This is a genomic window from Xanthomonas hortorum (assembly GCF_011305375.1).
GTDB classification, from domain to species: domain Bacteria; phylum Pseudomonadota; class Gammaproteobacteria; order Xanthomonadales; family Xanthomonadaceae; genus Xanthomonas; species Xanthomonas hortorum_E.
Genome location: NZ_VCME01000021.1, coordinates 107,949 through 127,035, shown reverse-complemented (window position 1 = coordinate 127,035; position 19,087 = coordinate 107,949). Strand labels below are relative to the sequence as shown.

At 64.2% G+C, this 19,087-nt stretch carries 15 protein-coding genes and 1 pseudogene; 9 read left to right on the top strand and 7 right to left on the bottom strand.

The window, feature by feature from the left end; all coding sequences use genetic code 11:
* Positions 1 to 14: 14 nt before the first annotated feature.
* From FFY45_RS17840 to FFY45_RS17825, 4 genes are all read left to right on the top strand, one after another.
* Positions 15 to 3,158 (top strand): efflux RND transporter permease subunit, encoded by a 3,144-nt coding sequence (locus FFY45_RS17840; protein WP_176341442.1) that lies wholly within the window; start codon positions 15 to 17, stop codon positions 3,156 to 3,158.
* 1 nt (position 3,159) lies between these two features.
* Positions 3,160 to 4,662 carry an efflux transporter outer membrane subunit gene (locus tag FFY45_RS17835; protein WP_176341441.1) on the top strand — a complete coding sequence of 501 codons (1,503 nt, stop codon included), beginning with the start codon at positions 3,160 to 3,162 and terminating at the stop codon, positions 4,660 to 4,662.
* A complete protein-coding gene (locus FFY45_RS17830; RefSeq protein WP_176341440.1) occupies positions 4,655 to 5,347 on the top strand; it encodes a TetR/AcrR family transcriptional regulator in 693 nt (230 codons plus the stop codon). Before FFY45_RS17835 ends, FFY45_RS17830 begins: the two co-directional genes overlap by 8 nt.
* A 242-nt stretch (positions 5,348 to 5,589) precedes the next feature.
* The gene (locus tag FFY45_RS17825) at positions 5,590 to 6,573 is read left to right on the top strand and encodes an aldo/keto reductase (RefSeq protein WP_176341439.1); all 984 of its coding nucleotides are present in this window, start codon (positions 5,590 to 5,592) and stop codon (positions 6,571 to 6,573) included.
* A 513-nt stretch (positions 6,574 to 7,086) separates the two neighbouring features.
* Here FFY45_RS17825 and FFY45_RS17820 read toward each other — a convergent pair.
* Positions 7,087 to 7,986, bottom strand: a complete 900-nt coding sequence (locus FFY45_RS17820; RefSeq protein ID WP_162498362.1) for a LysR family transcriptional regulator — start codon at positions 7,984 to 7,986, stop codon at positions 7,087 to 7,089.
* Positions 7,987 to 8,174: 188 nt separating this feature from the next.
* On the opposite strand from FFY45_RS17820, the gene FFY45_RS17815 reads away from it, so the two are divergent.
* Together FFY45_RS17815 and FFY45_RS17810 are read left to right on the top strand one after the other, a co-directional pair.
* Positions 8,175 to 8,648, top strand: coding sequence for a (R)-mandelonitrile lyase (locus tag FFY45_RS17815; RefSeq protein ID WP_176341438.1), 474 nt, complete (start codon positions 8,175 to 8,177; stop codon positions 8,646 to 8,648).
* A gap of 1 nt (position 8,649) precedes the next feature.
* The gene (locus FFY45_RS17810; RefSeq protein ID WP_176341437.1) at positions 8,650 to 9,024 is read left to right on the top strand and encodes a hypothetical protein; all 375 of its coding nucleotides are present in this window, start codon (positions 8,650 to 8,652) and stop codon (positions 9,022 to 9,024) included.
* Here the strand turns inward: FFY45_RS17810 and FFY45_RS22215 are convergent.
* Positions 9,017 to 9,161: pseudogene (locus FFY45_RS22215) on the bottom strand (AraC family transcriptional regulator N-terminal domain-containing protein); the annotation flags it as partial. The gene FFY45_RS17810 and the pseudogene FFY45_RS22215 overlap by 8 nt on opposite strands.
* Before the next feature lie 131 nt (positions 9,162 to 9,292).
* Here FFY45_RS22215 and FFY45_RS17805 point away from each other — a divergent pair.
* Positions 9,293 to 9,496: a hypothetical protein gene (locus tag FFY45_RS17805; RefSeq protein ID WP_006450229.1), complete on the top strand. Its 204-nt coding sequence runs from the start codon at positions 9,293 to 9,295 to the stop codon at positions 9,494 to 9,496.
* Positions 9,497 to 10,330: 834 nt separating this feature from the next.
* On the opposite strand, the gene FFY45_RS17800 is transcribed toward FFY45_RS17805, so the two are convergent.
* Positions 10,331 to 11,245 (bottom strand): LysR family transcriptional regulator, encoded by a 915-nt coding sequence (locus FFY45_RS17800; protein WP_043889317.1) that lies wholly within the window; start codon positions 11,243 to 11,245, stop codon positions 10,331 to 10,333.
* A gap of 100 nt (positions 11,246 to 11,345) precedes the next feature.
* Between FFY45_RS17800 and FFY45_RS17795 the strand changes: the two genes are divergently transcribed.
* A complete protein-coding gene (locus FFY45_RS17795) occupies positions 11,346 to 12,557 on the top strand; it encodes an MFS transporter (protein ID WP_176341436.1) in 1,212 nt (403 codons plus the stop codon).
* Between the two features lie 58 nt (positions 12,558 to 12,615).
* Positions 12,616 to 13,647: an aldo/keto reductase gene (locus FFY45_RS17790; RefSeq protein ID WP_176341435.1), complete on the top strand. Its 1,032-nt coding sequence runs from the start codon at positions 12,616 to 12,618 to the stop codon at positions 13,645 to 13,647.
* A gap of 257 nt (positions 13,648 to 13,904) precedes the next feature.
* Here FFY45_RS17790 and FFY45_RS17785 read toward each other — a convergent pair whose 3' ends face one another.
* From FFY45_RS17785 to FFY45_RS17770, 4 genes are all read right to left on the bottom strand, one after another.
* Positions 13,905 to 14,504 (bottom strand): hypothetical protein, encoded by a 600-nt coding sequence (locus FFY45_RS17785; protein WP_176341434.1) that lies wholly within the window; start codon positions 14,502 to 14,504, stop codon positions 13,905 to 13,907.
* A 1-nt stretch (position 14,505) separates the two neighbouring features.
* Positions 14,506 to 16,248 (bottom strand): S8 family peptidase, encoded by a 1,743-nt coding sequence (locus FFY45_RS17780; RefSeq protein WP_176341483.1) that lies wholly within the window; start codon positions 16,246 to 16,248, stop codon positions 14,506 to 14,508.
* A gap of 150 nt (positions 16,249 to 16,398) precedes the next feature.
* A complete protein-coding gene (locus tag FFY45_RS17775) occupies positions 16,399 to 17,013 on the bottom strand; it encodes a hypothetical protein (RefSeq protein WP_176341433.1) in 615 nt (204 codons plus the stop codon).
* A gap of 1 nt (position 17,014) precedes the next feature.
* A complete protein-coding gene (locus tag FFY45_RS17770) occupies positions 17,015 to 18,763 on the bottom strand; it encodes a S8 family peptidase (protein WP_439333550.1) in 1,749 nt (582 codons plus the stop codon).
* Positions 18,764 to 19,087: the final 324 nt, after the last annotated feature.

Here is a 19,087-nt window from a genome sequence, read left to right as displayed (position 1 = left end):
CGGGATCACACGTCATGGCACGTTTCTTTATCGATCGTCCGATCTTCGCCTGGGTGTTGGCCATCATCGTGATGCTGGCCGGCATCCTGTCCATCGCCACACTGCCGATTGCGCAGTACCCCAGCATCGCACCGCCCGCCGTCGCCATCACCGCCAACTACCCGGGGGCTTCGGCACAGACCCTGGAAGACACCGTCACCCAGGTCATCGAGCAGAAGATGAAGGGGCTGGACCACCTCAGCTACATGGCCTCCACCAGCGAATCCAGCGGTGCGGTGACCATCACCCTGACCTTCGAAAACGGCACCGATCCGGACACCGCGCAGGTGCAGGTGCAGAACAAGTTGTCGCTGGCCACCCCGTTGCTGCCGCAGGAAGTGCAGCAGCAGGGCGTGACGGTGACCAAGTCGGCCACCAACTTCCTCAACGTGCTGGCCTTCACTTCCGAAGACGGCAGCATGAGCGATTCGGACCTGTCCGATTACGTGGCTGCCAACGTGCAGGAAACCATCAGCCGCGTCGAAGGCGTGGGCGACACCACCTTGTTCGGCTCGCAGTACGCCATGCGGGTGTGGATGGACCCCAACAAGTTGAATAATTTCAGCCTGACTCCGGTGGATGTCCGCACCGCGATCCAGGCGCAGAACGCGCAGGTCTCGGCGGGCCAGCTGGGTGCGTTGCCGGCGGTGGCCAATCAGCAACTCAATGCCACCATCACTGCGCAAACCCGGCTCAAGACGGCCGAGCAGTTCGAGAACATCCTGCTGCGCACGCAGTCCGATGGCGCGCAGGTGCGGCTGCGCGATGTGGCGCGCATCGAACTGGGCAGCGAGAGTTACAACACGGTGGGCCGCTACAACGGCAAGCCGGCGGCCGGTCTGGCGATCAAGCTGGCCACCGGTGCGAACGCACTGGATACCGTGCGCGCCATCGACAAAAGCCTGGAAGAGCAGGAGAAGTTCTTCCCGCCCGGCATGAAGGTGCAAAAGCCGTACGACACCACCCCGTTTGTGCGGATCTCCATCGAGCAGGTGGTGCACACGCTGATCGAAGCGGTGGTGCTGGTGTTCCTGGTGATGTATCTGTTTCTGCAGAACTTCCGCGCGACCTTGATCCCCACCATTGCGGTGCCGGTGGTGTTGCTGGGCACGTTCGGGGTGCTGGCGGTGTTCGGTTTCACCATCAATACGCTGACCATGTTCGCGATGGTGCTGGCGATCGGTTTGCTGGTGGACGATGCGATCGTGGTGGTGGAAAACGTCGAGCGCGTGATGGGCGAAGAACACCTGTCGCCCAAGGAAGCCACGCGTAAATCGATGGATCAGATCTCTGGTGCGCTGGTGGGCGTGGCGTTGGTGCTGGCGGCGGTGTTCGTGCCGATGGCGTTCTTCGGTGGCTCCACCGGTGTGATCTACCGGCAGTTCTCGATCACGATTGTGTCTGCCATGACCTTGTCGGTGCTGGTGGCGATGATCCTCACCCCGGCCCTGTGCGCCACCTTGCTAAAGCCGGTGAAAAAAGGCCATGGACTGGCCACCACCGGTTTCTTCGGCTGGTTCAACCGCGTGTTCGATCGTGGCAACAACCGTTACCAGGGCGTGGTGCGTCACATGCTGGGCAAGGGTTGGGGGTACATGCTTGCCTATGCCGCGCTGCTGGCGTTGGTGGTGTTCGGTTTCATGAAGTTGCCGGTGGGCTTTTTGCCGGACGAAGACCAGGGCACGCTGTTCGTGCTGGTGCAGTTGCCGCCCGGTGCCACCGATGCGCGCACCGGTGAGGTGCTCAAGCAGGTGGAACATCACTTTCTGGTCGACCAGAAGGATTCGGTCGCTGGCGTGTTCGCCGTGTCCGGTTTCAGTTTTGCCGGTAGCGGCCAGAATACCGGCCTGGCTTTCGTCAAGCTGCGGCCGTGGGACGAGCGCACCGGCAAGGGCCAGAGCGTCACTGACGTTGCTGGCAAGGCCGGTGCCTTTTTCGCCGGCATCCGCGATGCCAGGGTGTTCGCGTTCGCACCGCCGGCGGTATCCGAGTTGGGCAATGCCACCGGTTTCGACCTGATGCTGCAGGACCGCGCCAATCTCGGTCATGAGGCCTTGATGCAGGCGCGCAATCAATTGCTGGGCGAGCTGTCGCAGGACAAGCGCCTGGTGGCGGTACGCCCGAACGGGCAGGAAGACACGCCCGAGTTCAAGCTGGAGATCGATTCGCACAAGGCGCAGGCCATGGGCGTGTCGATTGCCGACATCAACAACACCTTCTCCAGCGCGTGGGGCAGTACCTACGTCAACGACTTCATCGACAAGGGGCGCGTCAAGAAGGTGATGCTGCAGGCCGATGCGGTGTACCGCATGAATCCGCAGGACATCGACCGCTGGTTCGTGCGCAACAGCGCCGGCACGATGGTGCCGTTCAACGCCTTCGCCACCGCTAGCTGGCAATCGGGCTCGCCGCGGTTGGAGCGTTACAACAGCGTGCCGTCGGTGGAAATCCTGGGCATGGCGCTGCCCGGCGCGGCATCCAGTGGTGAGGCGATGCAGATCGTGGAAGCGGCGGCGGCCAAATTGCCGCCGGGTATTGGCTATGAGTGGACCGGGTTGTCGCGGCAGGAAAAATCCTCGACCGGCCAGACCGGCCTGTTGTACGGCCTGTCGATCCTGATCGTGTTCCTGTGTCTGGCCGCGTTGTACGAAAGCTGGGCGATTCCGTTCTCGGTGATTCTGGTGGTGCCGCTGGGTGTGTTCGGCACGCTGCTGGGCGCGATGCTGACCTGGAAAATGAACGATGTGTACTTCCAGGTGGGCCTGCTCACCACGATTGGTCTTGCATCGAAAAACGCGATCCTGATCGTGGAGTTCGCCAAGGAGCTGCATGAAAGCGGCAAGAGCCTGATCGACTCGGCATTGGAAGCGGCACGCATGCGCTTGCGGCCAATCTTGATGACATCGCTGGCCTTCATCCTGGGCGTGGTGCCGTTGGTGCTCGGCAGTGGTGCCGGTGCAGGCGCGCAGCATGCGTTGGGCACCGCCGTGATCGGCGGCATGTTGTCCGGCACGATCCTGGCGATCTTGTTCGTGCCGTTGTTCTTCGTGTTGGTGATGGGCCTGTTCAAGCGCCGACCACAGCCCACTTCACCCGCCCCGCAACCGACAGGACACTGAGATGACCCCGATTCGCATGACATTGACCGCGATCGCGGTGGCCAGCGTGCTGTCCGGTTGCACGCTGATGCCGCGCTATGCACGGCCCGACGCGCCGGTTCCGGAACGTTTTGCCGGCACCGATATCACGATTGCTTCGAACGCCACCGACGCCGCCAACACTGGCACCGACGAGGCGACGGACATCGCCAACATCGGCTGGCGGCAGGTGTTCACCGACCCCGCGCTACAGCAGGTGATCGCGTTGGCATTGGAGAACAATCGCGATCTGCGCGTGGCCGCGCTCAACATCGAAGTGGCACGCGCGCAGTACCGGGTGGAGCGCGCTGCGCTGCTGCCTTCGGTGCAGGGCACCGGCACTTCCAACAACGCGCGCACACCGTCGGAGCTGGCGATTCCGGGCCAGCCGCAGGTGTTTCGTACCTATAGCGCCAACATCGGCGTCAGTGCGTACGAGCTGGATCTGTTCGGGCGCGTGCGCAGCCTGAAGGAACAGGCACTGCAGCAGTTTCTGTCCACCGCCGAGGCCCGCCGCAGCACGCATATCAGCCTGGTGGCCGAAGTGGCCACCGCCTATCTGACGCTGGCAGCGGATCAGCAGTTGCTGCAACTGGCGCAGTCCACCTTGAGCAGCCAGAGCGATAGTTATCGCTTGCAGCAACGCAGCTTCGAGTTGGGCGTGGCCTCGCAGCTCACCTTGCGCCAGGCGCAGACCACGGTGGAAACCGCACGCGTGGATGTGGAGCGTTACACCGCGCAGGTGGCGCAGGATCGCAATGCCCTGGTGCTGCTGGTGGGCACGCAGGTGCCGGTGGAGCTGTTGCCGCGTGCCTTGCCCGATGGCGCCAGCGTGGACGGCAATGTGCTGGCCAGCGTGCCGGCCGGGTTGCCGTCGCAGTTGCTGCAACGTCGCCCGGACATTCTGGAGGCCGAGCGCAACTTGCGTGCGGCCAATGCCAATATCGGTGCGGCGCGTGCGGCGTTCTTTCCCAGCATCAGCCTGACCGCATCGCAGGGCTCGTCCACCAGCAGTCTGTCCAACCTGTTCGATTCTGGTACGCGCGCCTGGAGTTTTGTGCCCACGCTGACGTTGCCGATCTTCAACGCCGGGCGTAATCGCGCCAATCTGGACATGGCCAAGGCCAATCGCGCTATCGAAGTGGCGCAATACGAAAAGGCGATCCAGAGCGCGTTCCGCGAAGTGTCCGACGCGCTCGCGCAGCGCGACACCCTGGGCCGGCAATTGCAGGCCCAACAGGCGCTGGTGGATGCCACTGCCGACAGCTACCGGCTGTCGCAGGCGCGCTTCGAACGCGGCGTGGATAGCTACCTGCAGGCGCTGGATGCGCAGCGTTCGCTGTACAGCGCGCAGCAGACCCTGATCACCACGCAGCTGTCGCGCTTCACCAATCTGGCGACGTTCTACAAGGCGATGGGCGGCGGCTGGCTGCAATCGGCCGAGCCCAATGTGGCTACCACCGCGACAGGTCAGCCCAATGGCTGAGGCGGACGTTGATGCCGCGCCTGCACGCCCGCCCAGGCGCGCGCCGCACGACAAACGTGGCGCGATTCTGGCGGCGGCGCGGCAGCTGTTTCCGCGCCAGGGGTTCGACAAGACCAGCATGGACACCATCGCCGAGCGTGCGATGGTGTCCAAGGCCACGGTGTATGCGCATTTCGCGTCCAAGGAGGTGCTGTTCCGCACCACGCTGGAAGCGCTGGCGCATGCATCGCCCAACCGATGGGACGCGTTGTTGGAGATGCAGGCGCCGTTGGAGCAGCGCCTGGCGGCGGTCGCCAAGGCGGTGCTTCGGATCTCCACCAGCGGCGCGCTGGACGATGCGGCGTATGGCCTGGTGCGACCGCCGTTGTTGCCCAGCCAGATGCGCGAAGAGATGTGGACGCTGTCCTTCGAGCGCTACGACAACATGATGCGCGCGCTGCTGGCGCGCGAAGTGGAGCGGGGCAGCCTGGTCATCGACAATCTACCCGACGCCTCGGTGCATTTTTTCGGCTTGATGACCGGCTTGCCTGCAAATGCGGCGATGCGTGGCGATGGCGTGGATGCGGATTCTGAGCAGCAGGAGCGCTATGCGAGCGGTGCGGTTGCGCTGTTCTTGCGTGCGTATCGGCCGGATGTTGCGCGCACGGTGGGCACAACCAAGCGCGAAGTGCCGAGCGGGTTCTAGGCGCGCTGGAATCGCGCTTGCGGGGTCTGTTTGCATGTGTCTGTCGCGTTTGTATGCGGCCATCACTCGCTTCATGACACGCATGCCGACCACTGCGTTGATGAAGCGCGCTCATAACCGTTAGCGCCAGCCGCTGTGCAATGTGCGCGTGGCGCAGGATTATGGTGTGGCATCGGTGCTGCAGCGGTGTTGCCGCCTGCGGCCGACTCATCCAATGCGGCCGTGTGCCGCGGGAGTAAACGATGCAAACACGACAGTTGGGAAACAGCGGGCTACAGGTGTCCGCATTGGGCTTGGGTTGCATGGGCCTGAGCTACGGCTACGGGCCGGCGACCGCGCGCAAGGACGCCATTGCGCTGCTGCATGCGGCGGTGGAGCAGGGCGTGACCTTCTTCGACACTGCCGAAGCCTACGGGCCCTTCGTCAACGAGGAACTGTTGGGCGAGGCGCTGGCGCCGTACCGCGACAAACTGGTGATTGCGACCAAGTTCGGTTTCAAGAACGGACATGCCGATGCCGGTCTCGACAGTCGCCGCGAACGGATTCGTGCGGTGGCCGAGGCCAGCCTTGCGCGCCTGAAGACCGATCGGATCGACCTGTTCTATCAACATCGCGTGGACCCGGCGGTGCCGATCGAAGAAGTTGCCGGCACGGTCAAGGACCTGATTGCCGAAGGCAAGGTCAAGCATTTCGGCCTGTCCGAAGCCGGTGCCGACACCATCCGTCGCGCGCACGCGGTGCAGCCGGTGACCGCGGTGCAAAGCGAATACTCGCTGTGGTGGCGCGCGCCGGAGACCAGCGTGCTGCCGACGCTGGAAGAACTCGGGATCGGGTTTGTGCCGTTCAGCCCACTTGGCAAGGGATTTTTGACCGGCGCCATCAACGCCGAGACGCAATTTTCCGACGACGATTTCCGCAATCAGGTACCGCGCTTTGCGGCCGAAGCGCGGCAGGCCAATCAGGCGCTGGTCGAGCGCATCCAGGCCATCGCGGCAGACAGAGATGCAACGCCGGCACAGGTCGCATTGGCGTGGTTACTGTCGCGCAAGCCGTGGATCGTGCCGATTCCCGGCACCACCAAGCTGCATCGACTCGAAGAAAATTTGGGCGGCGCTGCTGTGACGTTGAGCGGCGAGGATCTTGCGCGGATTCAACAGGCGTTGGATGCCGTGGCGATTGTCGGTGAGCGGTACAGCCCGGAGCGGCAGAAGCTGGTTGGTAAGTAGTAGAGCGGCTGATCTGCTTCTTGGCTGCAGGGTCCTTGCCCGCCCACCCTCGCGGGCCACGCCGCAGGTACGTCCGTGTAGGCTCTTACGCGGCATCCATGCCGCGTAAGGTCCCGCGACGGTGAGCGGGCAAGGACNNNGGTGGTTGCACGGCTTTCAACAAAGCAGCCAGGAAACTCTCTGGTGCAGTGTCCTCGCCGCTTGCGGGACCGTGTGGCGGCATGGATGCCGCCACCGAGCCCCCAGGGATGGGTTTACGGCGTGTCCCGCGAGCGGCGAGGGCACCGCGCGCTCGACTAACCAGGCTGTTGAGTATTCGGCTACATCCAAACGACGCGACGACGCGAAGTCTCGGTTGTCTTGGAGTGATTGAGTAGTGCGGATAAATCAGGTGCAGAGCGGCTGATCTGCGGCGTGGCTGCAGAGTCATGCCTGCGCACCATCGCAGGACACGCCGTAAGTACGTCCTTGTCTCCAGGGCGGCATCCATGGCACCCCTCCCTTATGCCCGCGTCAACGCACCAGATCGTGCCGCAGCGCATCGATCACCACCTTGAGTGCGCTGGAGGATTGGCGGCGGCTGGGGTAATAGGCGTAATAGCCGTCGAACGGGTCGCACCAGTCGTCCAGCACGCGGCGCAGCCGGCCGGCGGCGATATGTTCCAGCACCATGGTTTCCGGCAGAAACGCCAGTCCACCGCCAGCCAATGCGGCGCGCAGGATTGCGCTGCTGCCGTTGAAGGTCCATTGCCCGTCCACCCGCACCTTGACTTCGCGTCCGTCTTTTTCGAAGTCCCAGGGCAGCAGGCCGCCGTGCGTGGGCAGGCGCAAGCCGATGCAGTTGTGCTGCGCCAGCTCGGCCGGCACCGCCGGGATGGTGTGATGCACGAAGTAGCTTGGCACCGCCACCACCGCCATGCGCTGCATCGGGCTGATCGGCACCGCGATCATGTCCTTGGCCACCTGGTCGCCGAGTCGGATGCCGATGTCGTAGCGCTCGGCGACGATATCGGCTAGCCCATAATCGACCGTGACCTCGATCTTGAGATCGGGATAGTCGGGCAGCACCTTCGATAGCGCCGGCCAGATGTAGGCATCGGCGGCATGGCCGGCGGTGGTGATGCGGATGGTGCCTGCCGGTTTGTCGCGAAATTCGGTGAGCGCCGAGAGTTCGTCGTCGATTTCTTCCAGCCGCGGTGCCACAGTCTCGAATAGACGCGCGCCGGCTTCGGTCATCGACACGCTGCGTGTGGTGCGGGTTAATAGACGAATGCCAAGCCGCGTTTCCAATGCGCGCACGGTATGGCTCAACGCCGACTGCGAGACGCCCAGTTGCGCGGCGGCACGGGTGAAGCTGCCTTCGCGTGCCACGGTGACGAAGACCTGCAGATCGTTGAGATTTTCACGCGCCATCGATGCGAATGCCGACGTCAGGCATGCCATTCATGCGGCTGCATCATGCGTGATGGTACGTGATGGCTTCAAATCCGAGTGCATTGCCCGCATTGATGCGCTGTGTTTCTAGGTGCATGCGCAATCGGGTGAGTAGTCGGTGTACGCATGCGCGCTACAGTTCAGGCACTGGATCAAGGAGCACTGCAATGAATCTGTTCGCAACTGCGATGTCGCTGTCGATGATGGCCGCCGTCACGCCCGGTGGTGAAGAGCAACAAGCAATCAGGGTGAGCAAGGCCGGTGGCGTGGCCTCTGCAGTCGGCCCGGCCGATTATTTCACCGGCAAGGTGCGTATCGATGCGCCATTCCAGACCGACGCGCCGGCGCGGGTGGGCGGTGCCACGGTGACCTTCGAGCCGGGCGCGCGTACTGCCTGGCACACCCATCCGTTGGGTCAGACGCTGATCGTCACCGCCGGTGCCGGGCGTGTGCAGGAGTGGGGCAAGCCGGCGCAGGAGATCCGCCCCGGCGACATCGTGTGGATTCCGCCGGGCGTCAAGCATTGGCACGGCGCCAACGTGACGGTGCCGATGTCGCATATCGCCATCGCCGAGGCACAGGACGGCTCGCCGGTGACCTGGCTGGAACAGGTCAGCGACGCGCAGTACGCGGCGCAGTGAGGTGACGGTCGGCGATGCCACGGCCTGGCGGCAATCGCCGTTGGGCAGCTACCGCATCGAGGTCACTGCATGGGAAGCGCGGATGTCGCTGTGGGTGGAAACCTCGCAGATCGTCGATGTGCGCGCTGGCACGGTGCTGCTGAGGTTCGACAATCCGTGCTGGTCGTTGGAGACGGCGCACTGGCACAGCGATGTTGCAGTCGAGCTGACGCTACGGAAGTATCCGGGCGATCACCGACCGGCGCAGGTGGCGGCGATGCTCAATTGCCGCGATCGCACTGCGATGGTGGCGTCCAGCACGGTGTGCACCTTCGCGGAGCTGGAACACACGCTCGATTGCTTCCTCTCTACCGGTGAACCGGCGCCACCTCGGTGATGGCCATCTGACCCACCAGCGCATCGGCCGGATCGGCCTTCAGGTGGTACAGCAGTTCGCGCATTGCAAGCGGCGCGAGCCCATCGCTCTGGCGTGGTCGATCGAGCAGACCTCGCGAGCCGCAACGCGGCATCCTTTCAGTTGGCGTGCCCACACCTGCTGTCCGGCCCCGAGCGTGCGAGCCGCTGAAGGGCAGGGCCGCCGGCGCTGATAGAGCGCTCACGCACTCGCCGTATCATGAGCGCCTGTTTCCGTGATCGTGTCGCCCATGCCCGCACAACGTTCGACCATCCCCGCGCCAACGAGTCCAGCCGACTGGAAGGCGATCGAAGCTGCAGCCAGCGCTGAGCTGGCCCGGCGCACCGAGCAGGCGCATCAGCAGATCCTGGGATTGTTGACCACCCATGGGCATCTGCTCAGCGACGCGCAACGGCGCGGATTGCACAAGCGCCTGTTGCGTGCCGGGCGCTAAGAGCGGCTAGTCAGGCCTCTGGAACGCTGCATCGATGGCCGCAAACTGCGCTCCACACTCGCCTTCGTTGACGACTGAAGTGCAGAGATCAAGTACAGAGGTTTTAAGTCGCGGCGCCGTTTTAGCTGCGATCAAAAGCTTGGTTGGTCGAGTGCGCGGTGTCCTCGCCGCTCGCGGGACACGCCGCAAGTACGTCCATGTAGGCTCGGTGGCGGCATCCATGCCGCCACACGGTCCCGCAATCGGCGAGGACACCGCACCAGACAGTTTGCTGGTTGCTTGAAAACATGCACACCGACCATCTCGACTGCTCCGGACCTTACGCGGCATGGATGCCGCGTAAGAGCCTACATGGACGTACTTGCGGCGTGTCCCGCGATGGTGGGCGGGCAAGGGCCCTGCAGCTAGGCCACAGATCATCATGCGGCATTGATGCCATACAAGAACGTACTTGCGGCGTGTCCCGCGACGGTGGGCGGGCAAGGGCCCCGCAGCTAGGCCACAGATCATCATGCGGCATTGATGCCGTACAAGAACGTACTTGCGGCGTGTCCCGCGATGGTAGGCGGGCAAGGGCTCTGCAGCCAGGCCACAGATCATCATGCGGCATTGATGCCGTACAAGAACGTACTTGCGGCGTGTCCCGCGATGGTGGACGGGCAAGGGCCCTGCAGCAAACCCGCAAATCAGCCGCTCTACAACCAACCAATCCACACCGTTCGATCACCTCCCAAGGCAAGCGCAAGGCTGCGATTGTTGGAATGCATCCGGCCCTGCCAGCACACATCGATCCGCACGCAGCCAGCATTGGCCAGGCGGCCACGGCGCTCGCGTTCAACCACCTGTCTCCCACGGCGGCACCTCGCCCAGACGCTCCAGCAGAAACTCCACGAACGCGCGCACGCGCGGCGGTTGCAGCTGGCGTGCCGGCATCACCGCGCTGATCTGTGAGGTGGGCGGTGGGTAATCCGGCATCACTGCGACCAGGCTGCCGGCGCGCAGCTCATCGGCGATATGCCAGTACGAATGCAGCGCGATGCCCTGACCAGCGAGCACCGCATCGCGTATCAGCTCGCCGAAGTTGCTCTCGAAGCGGCTCTGCATGCGCACCCGCACCAGACCGCCTTCGGGCGTTTGCAGCGTCCAGACGTCCTGGCGGCCGTCGCGGCCCATCAACAGCACGCCGGCATGCCCGGCGAGATCGTCCGGCGTGCGCGGGGTACCGTGGCGGCGCAGATAGTCCGGCGAGGCGGCGAGGGTGCGGCGGTTGTCGGCGATGCGCCGCGCCACCAGCCCGGAGTCGTCCAACGTACCGATACGGATCGCCAGATCGAAGCCTTGCTTGACCAGATCCACCAGATCGTCGCTCAGGTGCGCACTGATGCGCACCCGTGGATGGCGGGCCTGGAACTCCGGCAGCAACGGCGAGACGTATTGCCGCCCGAACGAGGCCGACAGCGTCACCCGCAAGGTGCCGCCGACATCGTGCGCACTCTCGCGCAGATCGTCTGCCAGCGCATCCAGATCTTCTACCAGCACGCGGCCGCGTTCGGCCAGTTGCTGGCCTTCTGCGGTGGGGTGCAGGCGGCGCGTGGTCCGGTGCAGCAGGCGCACGCCCAGATCGCGTTCGAGCCGCTTGAGGCGCTGGCTGGCCACGGCCACGGACAGATCCAGGCTACGTGCGCCGGCGGTGATCGAGCCGGCGTCGAGCACGCGCAGGAACAGGGCGATGTCGCCGAGACGGTCCATACGATTCTCAATGCTGCGTTGATAGTGAATCAGGATAGTAGGGGTTTTTACGAAAGACGCAGCGGCGCAGGCTGTGCGCAGTCCTCCTTGGCCCACCCCCATGTCCGCTTTCGTGCGTTCTTCCCGTTTTCCTCCGGCGCTGCTCGCGCTGACCATCGGTGCGTTCGGCATCGGCACCACCGAGTTCGTGATCATGGGCTTGCTGCAGCAGGTAGCCACCGATCTGAATGTGTCGCTGACCGCCGCCGGCCTGTTGATCAGCGGCTACGCGCTGGGCGTGTTCGTCGGCGCGCCGGTGCTGACCCTGGCCAGTGCGCGGCTGCCGCGCAAGGCGGTGCTGGTCGGGCTGATGGCGATTTTCACCCTGGGCAACGTGGCCTGCGCGCTGGCGCCCGATTACGCCAGTCTGATGGCCGCGCGCGTGCTGACCTCGCTCGCCCACGGCACCTTCTTCGGCGTGGGCGCGGTGGTGGCGACCTCGCTGGTGCCGGCCGACCGCCGCGCCTCGGCGATTTCGCTGATGTTTGCCGGCCTCACCGTCGCCACCCTGCTGGGTGTGCCGGCCGGTGCGTGGCTGGGCCTGCAGTTGGGCTGGCGCGCGACCTTCTGGGCAGTGACGGTGATCGGCGTGCTGGCCACGGCTGCGGTGGCGCTGTGGGTGCCGGCGGCCGCAGGCGCTGCCGTGCCGGTGCCGTGGCGCCAGGAAGTGGCGGTGCTGGCACGCGGTCAGGTGCTGCTGGCTTTGGCGATGACGGTGATCGGCTACGCCGGCGTGTTTGCGGTGTTTACCTATATCCAGCCGCTGCTGGTGGATGTCACCGGTTTTACGCAGGCGGCGGTGTCGCCGGTGTTGTTGGTGTTCGGTATGGGCATGATCGTCGGCAATCTGCTGGGCGGTCGCCTGGCCGATCGGCGCCCCACCGCGACCCTGCTGGGTAGCCTGGCCGCGCTGGTCGTGGTGCTGGGTGCGATGGGCTTTTTCCTGCATAGCAAGACCGCGATGGTGGCCTTCGTCGGCCTGCTGGGCGTGGCCGCGTTCGCCACCGTGGCGCCGCTGCAGTTGCGCGTGCTGGAGCATGCGCGCGGCGCCGGCCAGAACCTGGCCTCCAGCCTCAATATCGCCGCGTTCAATCTGGGCAATGCACTGGGTGCGTGGCTGGGCGGGCTGGTCATCGCCACGCGCGCCGGGCTGGTGGCGACACCGTGGGTTGCCGCATTGCTCACCGCCGTGGGCCTGGGCATCGCGTTGTGGAGCGTGCATCTGCAGCGTCGTGAAGCGAAAGCGCCAGCCGCATGCGTGCAGGCGGGTTGATTCGCTCCTTCGATCGACCGGCACTGCGCGCGTTTCTTTCGATTTCCAGGAGTATCTGATGGACACACGTTTTCTCGGCCGTTCCGGTTTCAAGGTGCCGGTGCTTGGCCTGGGTGCCGGCACTTTCGGCGGCAAGGGGCCGCTGTTTTCCGCATGGGGCGACACCGATGTGGCGCAGGCACGGCGAATGATCGATCTGTGTCTGGAGGCAGGCATTAACCTGTTCGACACCGCCGATGTGTATTCCGATGGTGCTTCTGAGGACATCCTCGGTCAGGCACTGCAGGGCCGCCGCGATCAGGCGATCATCTCCACCAAGACCGGCTTGCGGTTAGGCGATGGGCCCAACGATGCAGGCGCTTCGCGCTTCCGGTTATTGCGTGCAGTGGATTCTTCATTGCGACGCCTGCGCACCGACTATATCGACCTGCTGCAGCTGCATGCCTTCGATGCGATGACGCCGGTGGAGGAGACCCTGTCCACGCTCGATGCGCTGGTGCGCGCCGGCAAGGTGCGTTATCTGGGCGCGTCCAACTACGCCGGCTGGCAGCTGATGAAGTCGTTGGCGGTGGCCGATGCGCAGGGCTGGAACCGCTTCGTCGCCAATCAGACCTATTACTCGCTGGCCGGGCGCGATTACGAATGGGAGCTGATGCCGCTGGGCATCGACCAGGGCATTGGCGCGGTGGTGTGGAGCCCGCTGGGCTGGGGCCGGCTGACCGGCAAACTGCGCCGCGGCCAACCGCTACCGGAACACAGCCGCTTGCATGCCACTGCCGCCGCTGGCCCGGCGATCAGCGACAAACGCCTGTTCGACATCGTCGATGTGCTCGACGCCATTGCCGAAGAAACCGGCCGCAGCGTGCCGCAACTTGCCATCAACTGGCTGCTGCAACGGCCCACCGTGAGCACGGTGCTGATCGGTGCACGCGACGAAACGCAACTGCGCCAGAACCTGGGCGCGGTCGGTTGGTCGCTGACACCGGAGCAGCGTGCGCGCCTGGATGCGGTGAGTGCGGTGGAGCCGCCATATCCGTACTACCCCTATTGGCGCGGGCACTTTGCAGAGCGCAGCCCGCTGCCGGTGTAATCCGGGCTGCGCCGTTGCACCACGCTGCAACCCGATCGCTGCAGCGTGGCCTGCGTCACCACAGCCGCTTCACAAGCGCGCAGAAAGCTGATCTTCCGGCATGGGGTGACCGGAGTGCTCGCCGACCAATGGGAGCAAGCGCACGCCAGGGTCGTCGTGCGACAACGCGTGCCCGCAGCGGCAGGCACGCGTGCCGATGTGTGTGAAGGGTGGCCGCCATGCGGGCCGATGCCGCTTAACCAGAATGGTCTGCGCCTTCAGCGCAGCCGTGGGACGGCCTGGATCACATGCAGGACCGCCTCACTGACGCCACCGCCACGACGTACCGTCGGTAAGGCCGCAAGGGCGGTGGGTACGGAGGGATAACCAATCATGCCAGTGCCGTCCTGCGCGGCCTCCAGTACCGTGCCGTTGGTCTGCCGTGCCAGCCGGGCAATGGCATCGGCGTCGCTCGCATAGACTTCCAGGCGTGGCGATGCAACGACCGGCTGGCCATTGCGTTGATTGACCGCCACCATCAACGGGGCCTCATCGGCAGTGCCAGCAGGGCTGCTAGCCGCGTTACGCGCTGCCTGGCCGAGCGTGAGCACATACGGGCCGACGCGTGCGGGTATCCCGACATTGCCCGCAGCGCTGGCGCGGCGCGCGCCGGGCGTGTCGAGTGCCTCGTTGCGCGGGCCTGCCTGCACCTGGCGTTGAATCCTGGCGCCGGGGACAAGCCTGAAGTCGGTGTCGCCGATTTTGAAACGTTGCCCGGTGGCGGCGCGCTGAAATTCCAGCCGTTCGGCTTGTTGCGCTGCTGCGGGCACGCTGGCGAGCATGCAGAGGAAGAGGGTCGTGCCGAGAATTAGCTTCATGTCAATGTCCCAGTATGCGCAGTTTGAAACCCGTCAATCGGGCGGAAACGTCCGAGCCGGTCATGTCCGTCACTTCCAATGTCCATGCGCCGGCAACGTTCTCATCGAGAAACGCATTGCTGGTAGAGAGTGGAATATCGAAGCCGGTTCCCTGTGTGATCGGGTCGAGCGCCTGGAACGGCGTCAGCACATGGCTACGCGTTCCGCTAGGTGAAATCAGCACCACGCGCAGGTTGGTCGGCGTCTTGTGGGTGGTCTGCATCGACCATTGCACGGTGTCGACCTTGAGCGTGTCGCCCAGACGCAGCTGCAGCGTGGCCGGCGCGTCGGGCCCACCGATAACCGAGCTACCTGCACGAGCGGCCTTCCAGCCCAGATCGCGTTGTGCCGGTAACGGTTTGAAGGAATACGCCCGGTAGACCGCCTCGGCCGCGTCGACAAGGCCGAACCCGTACCAATTGCTGAAGGTGTGGCCCGCGGCGTTGGTGATCCAGCCCGGCTCAATCACGCTATCTCGGTAACGGACCACCGGTTGCGCCGGATCGATCTGGCGCGCGCTGGTGGCCAGGATGTATTTGAGATCGCGCGCGCTGAGCGAAGGGTTGGCTTGCAGGATCAGTGCGACCACGCCGGCCACCGTGGGCGCTGCCGACGAGGTGCCATTCATGGTGGCGGTGTAGTTGCAGGATGCATCGATCGACGAACTGCTGGTATCCAGGGCGTTGAGCGGTGGAGAATTTGGATCGTTCCTGTTGTCACCGACCGCGCAGCCGGTCAAATCGGTGGTGACGATGGCGGGGTCGTACAAAACGGCTTGCGGAAAATCACCAAAAAACCGGCGTTGCAAGCCGAATTCGCCGCCAAAGCCGCTGACCCACAATGCCGCGCCGGCAGAGGAGTAAGACGATCGAACGCCTTTTGCATTGACCGCGCCAGCCATGATGATCAAGGGTTGGTTGCTGACCGGATCGGTCGCCGGAGTGGAGCAGGTCACCTGCAACGATGCAGCCAACGCAGTGCATTGCTCGACGTCATTGCCCTGGGCATCCGGGATGGTGAAACTCTGGAACGTGTTGCCGCCTGATTGAATGTACAACCCGCCCTTGCCGCCTCTGCCGCTGCGCATCAGCCGCTCCAGCGAGCGCTCGGCCGCAGGAGACACGGTCGGGTAGAACGTCAGGTCGGCGCCAAAGCTGTTGTTGAAAACCTGCACATCGCGCGCTTCGGCAGCGTTGCCCCACGACGCACGCAGATTGGTATCGAAGTCGGTGGGGCTTTCTTCGGAAGACAGAATATTGAAGCCTTTCAGCCGTGCGCCGGGAGCAACGCCGCGGCCACCGATGCCGTTCCAGCCGACCGCTGCCATGATGCCGCCGACCATCGTGCCGTGCGAATCGCCGTTGCGTGGCGTCGGGTCGTTGGACCCGTCGACAAAATTCTTTGAACCACCGGGCACCACGTTGGCAAGCAGGTCGGGATGGCGCAGCTCCAGCCCGTCATCGACAACGGCCATGGTGATGCCTTGACCGCGCATGCCCAGCGTATGCAGCGGCTCGACATTCAGATCGATTCCTGCGGTGGGGCGCGTATCTGCAATCACCGTTTGCCCATTGTTGAGTAGATGCCATTGATAGCGAAACAAGGGGTCGCCTGCTTCCGGCGGTCTTGGTTGCGCCAGCGGCGATGCAGTGGTTTGAGCCACCGCAGGTGCAATGGGCGTGATACCGCACAGGGCCAGCAACATGGCGGAAAACAGCCGTTGCCGTTGTGGGAGAGAAGTCATCAAGAGGGTCCCTTTGAATGGTGAGCGAGGATGTTGTGGTGGACGCGGAGATGGCGCCGCCGACGGCGCGCCAGAGGCAACGGCCGCAGCGTTTGCCTGCGGCCGTGGCACTCACATCGGTTGCATGACTGCCTGCATCACCACCAGCGATACCTGCGCGATGCCGCTGCTGCGTTGCACGGTTGGCAGCGCGCGTTGCGCCTGTTCGATGGATGCATAGGTGATCACCGCGCTGCCATCCACCTCGGAGGCATAGGCGATGGTTCCGCCGGAGCTGCCTGCCAGCGACGTCGCGGTGGCTGGCGTGGTGCCGGTCAATTTCAGTTGCGGCCTGACCAGCACCACGCGTCCGGTGCGCTCGTTCACTGCCGCTGCCAGCGTGCGTTCGGTGCCGGAGACGCCAGCGCTGCGCGCAGCGCCCGCGGTGTTATCCAGCACCACGGCATACGGGCCGATGCGTGCGGCAACCTTGCCTGTGGCTACTGAAGAAGTAGCACTTGCGCGCGCCTTGCCGGACAAGGGCGCTGATCGTTCCGCATCGTCAGCCGGCAGGGTCTCGGCGACCACCGAGCCTGGCAGCATGCGGAACATGTCCGCTCCGGATTTGAAACGCTCGCCAGTGGCCGCAGCGCTGAGCGTATTGGCATCCATGTACTGCGCGGCTTGCGCCAGGCCGGACACTGCAACGCAACCGAGCAACAACGAAACAACAAGTGTGTTCTTCATGTCAGTGCCCCACGATGCGAAGTTTGAACGTCTTGAGTGCAGCAGTGGTCCTGGGCTCGCTCATGTCGGTGACTTCCAGCGTCCACACGCCCTGCGAGGTTTCGTCCAGAAACGCGTTGCTGGAGGTAAGGTCGATATAGAACCCGGTCTTGGCATAGGCATCGGCATCCAGCGCCGAGAACGGCGTGAGCACATAGCTGCGTGTTCCACTGGGCGATACCAGCACCACCCGCAGATTGCTGGGCGTCAGATGCGCGGTTTCCAGCGACAGTTGCACCGATTCGATCTTCATTGCCTGCTTGATGCGAATCCGCTGTGTGGCCGGCCGCGCCGGCCCACCGATCTGGCTGCCTGCATTGCCGGACTTGACCCAGCGTGTGTCGCGCATCGGCGGCAGTGGCGTGAAGTTGCTGGCCTTGTAAACGGCCGCCGCCGCATCGGCCAACCCGAAGCCATACCAGTTACTGAAGCGATGCCCGGCGGCATTGGTGATCCAGCCCGGATCGATCACGCTGCCCTGATAGGCCACACGTGGTTGCCACGGATCGATCTGCCGCGCGGTGGTGGCCAGGATGTACTTGACGTCGCGCGCGCTCAGGCTGGAATTGGCACTGAGGATCAACGCGGCCACACCGGAGACAGTAGGCGCCGCTGCCGAGGTGCCATTCATGATGCCGCTGTAATTGCAGGATGCATCGATCCTGGAGGCGCTACTGTCCAGTGCGTTCAATACCGCCGCGGGATTGTCGACGTTATAGCCTGCCTGGCAGCCGCTCAGATCGGTGGAGACGATGGCCGGGTCGTAAGCGAACGGCGCGGTATCCGCCGGGAAGATCTGCGCTGCGTTGGGATAGAACTTGCGTTGTCGCCCGAACTCGCCACCCAGACCGGATACCCATAACGCAGAGCCCGACGACGAATACGAGGCGCGTTGCCCCTTGGCATTGACGCTGGCAACGACAATGGTGCCCGGCAGGTTGGCCAGCGGATCGATGTTGGCCAGAGCGCAGCCGACATTCAATGTGCGCGATAGCGCGCTGCAGATGTTGACGGGCGTTCCGCTCTGGTCCGGCACGCGCAGGCGCCTGAAGCTGTTGCCCGCAGACTTGACGTAGATGCCGCCAAGACCGCCGCGGGTCGATCGCATCAAGGCTTCCCAGGACTGCTGATCCTCCACCGGAAAATCGAAGTAGATCGGCGCGACCATTCCCCAGCTATTGTTGAACACATCGATGTTGCGCGCCTCCGGTCCATCGCCCCACGCATAACGCACGCTGGCATTGGAGTTGGACGACGCCCGGCCCAGAAAGTCGAAGCCGGCAAGCAGCGCTTCCGGTGCGACGCCGCGCCCACCGCGGCCGTTCCAGCCGACCGCACCGATGATGCCGGCCACCAACGTGCCATGCGCTTTCTCGGGATCGATGGGAGTTGTGTCGTGCGATCCGTCTTCGAAGTTGTGCGAGCCATTCGGCAGGATATTGTCGGCCAGATCTTCGTGGCGCAGTTCCAGACCGTCATCCACCACGCCAACCCGCACGCCGCGGCCGCGAATGTCGATGTCATGCAGGAGATCCACATCCATATCCACGCCAGGGACCGGACGGCTGTCGCCGATCACGGCCTGTCCCTGGTTGGAGATGTGCCATTGATAACGCAGCAGCGGGTCGCCTGCGTTGGCCCGGGCAGCGGTCGCCGGCTGTGCGGCAAACGCAGCGATTGGTGGGCTGCCGATCAGCACGGCGCCGATCAGCAGTGCGAGGTGTCGCCTGTGAAAAAGGTTCATTCCGTTTGATTCCGGTCAAAGGGTAGGCACGGTCAAAGCGACACAGTTCCCCGTCCGGTCGATCAGGTCATCGGCCGGTGCAACTGCTTCAACACATTCGGGCCGTGCCTATCGAGCCCGAATCGGCAGAATCAGTAGACGTTGAAAAGTGAATTCACGCGGCAATAGCCGCGTTGAGGAAACCCGATCAGGCAACGCCGGAGGCATGTGCCTGGCAGTACGGGCAAGTCGTCAGTACCAGGTCGAGTTGAATGCAGCGTGCAAAAGAAGAATGCCAACAGGCAGCAACAG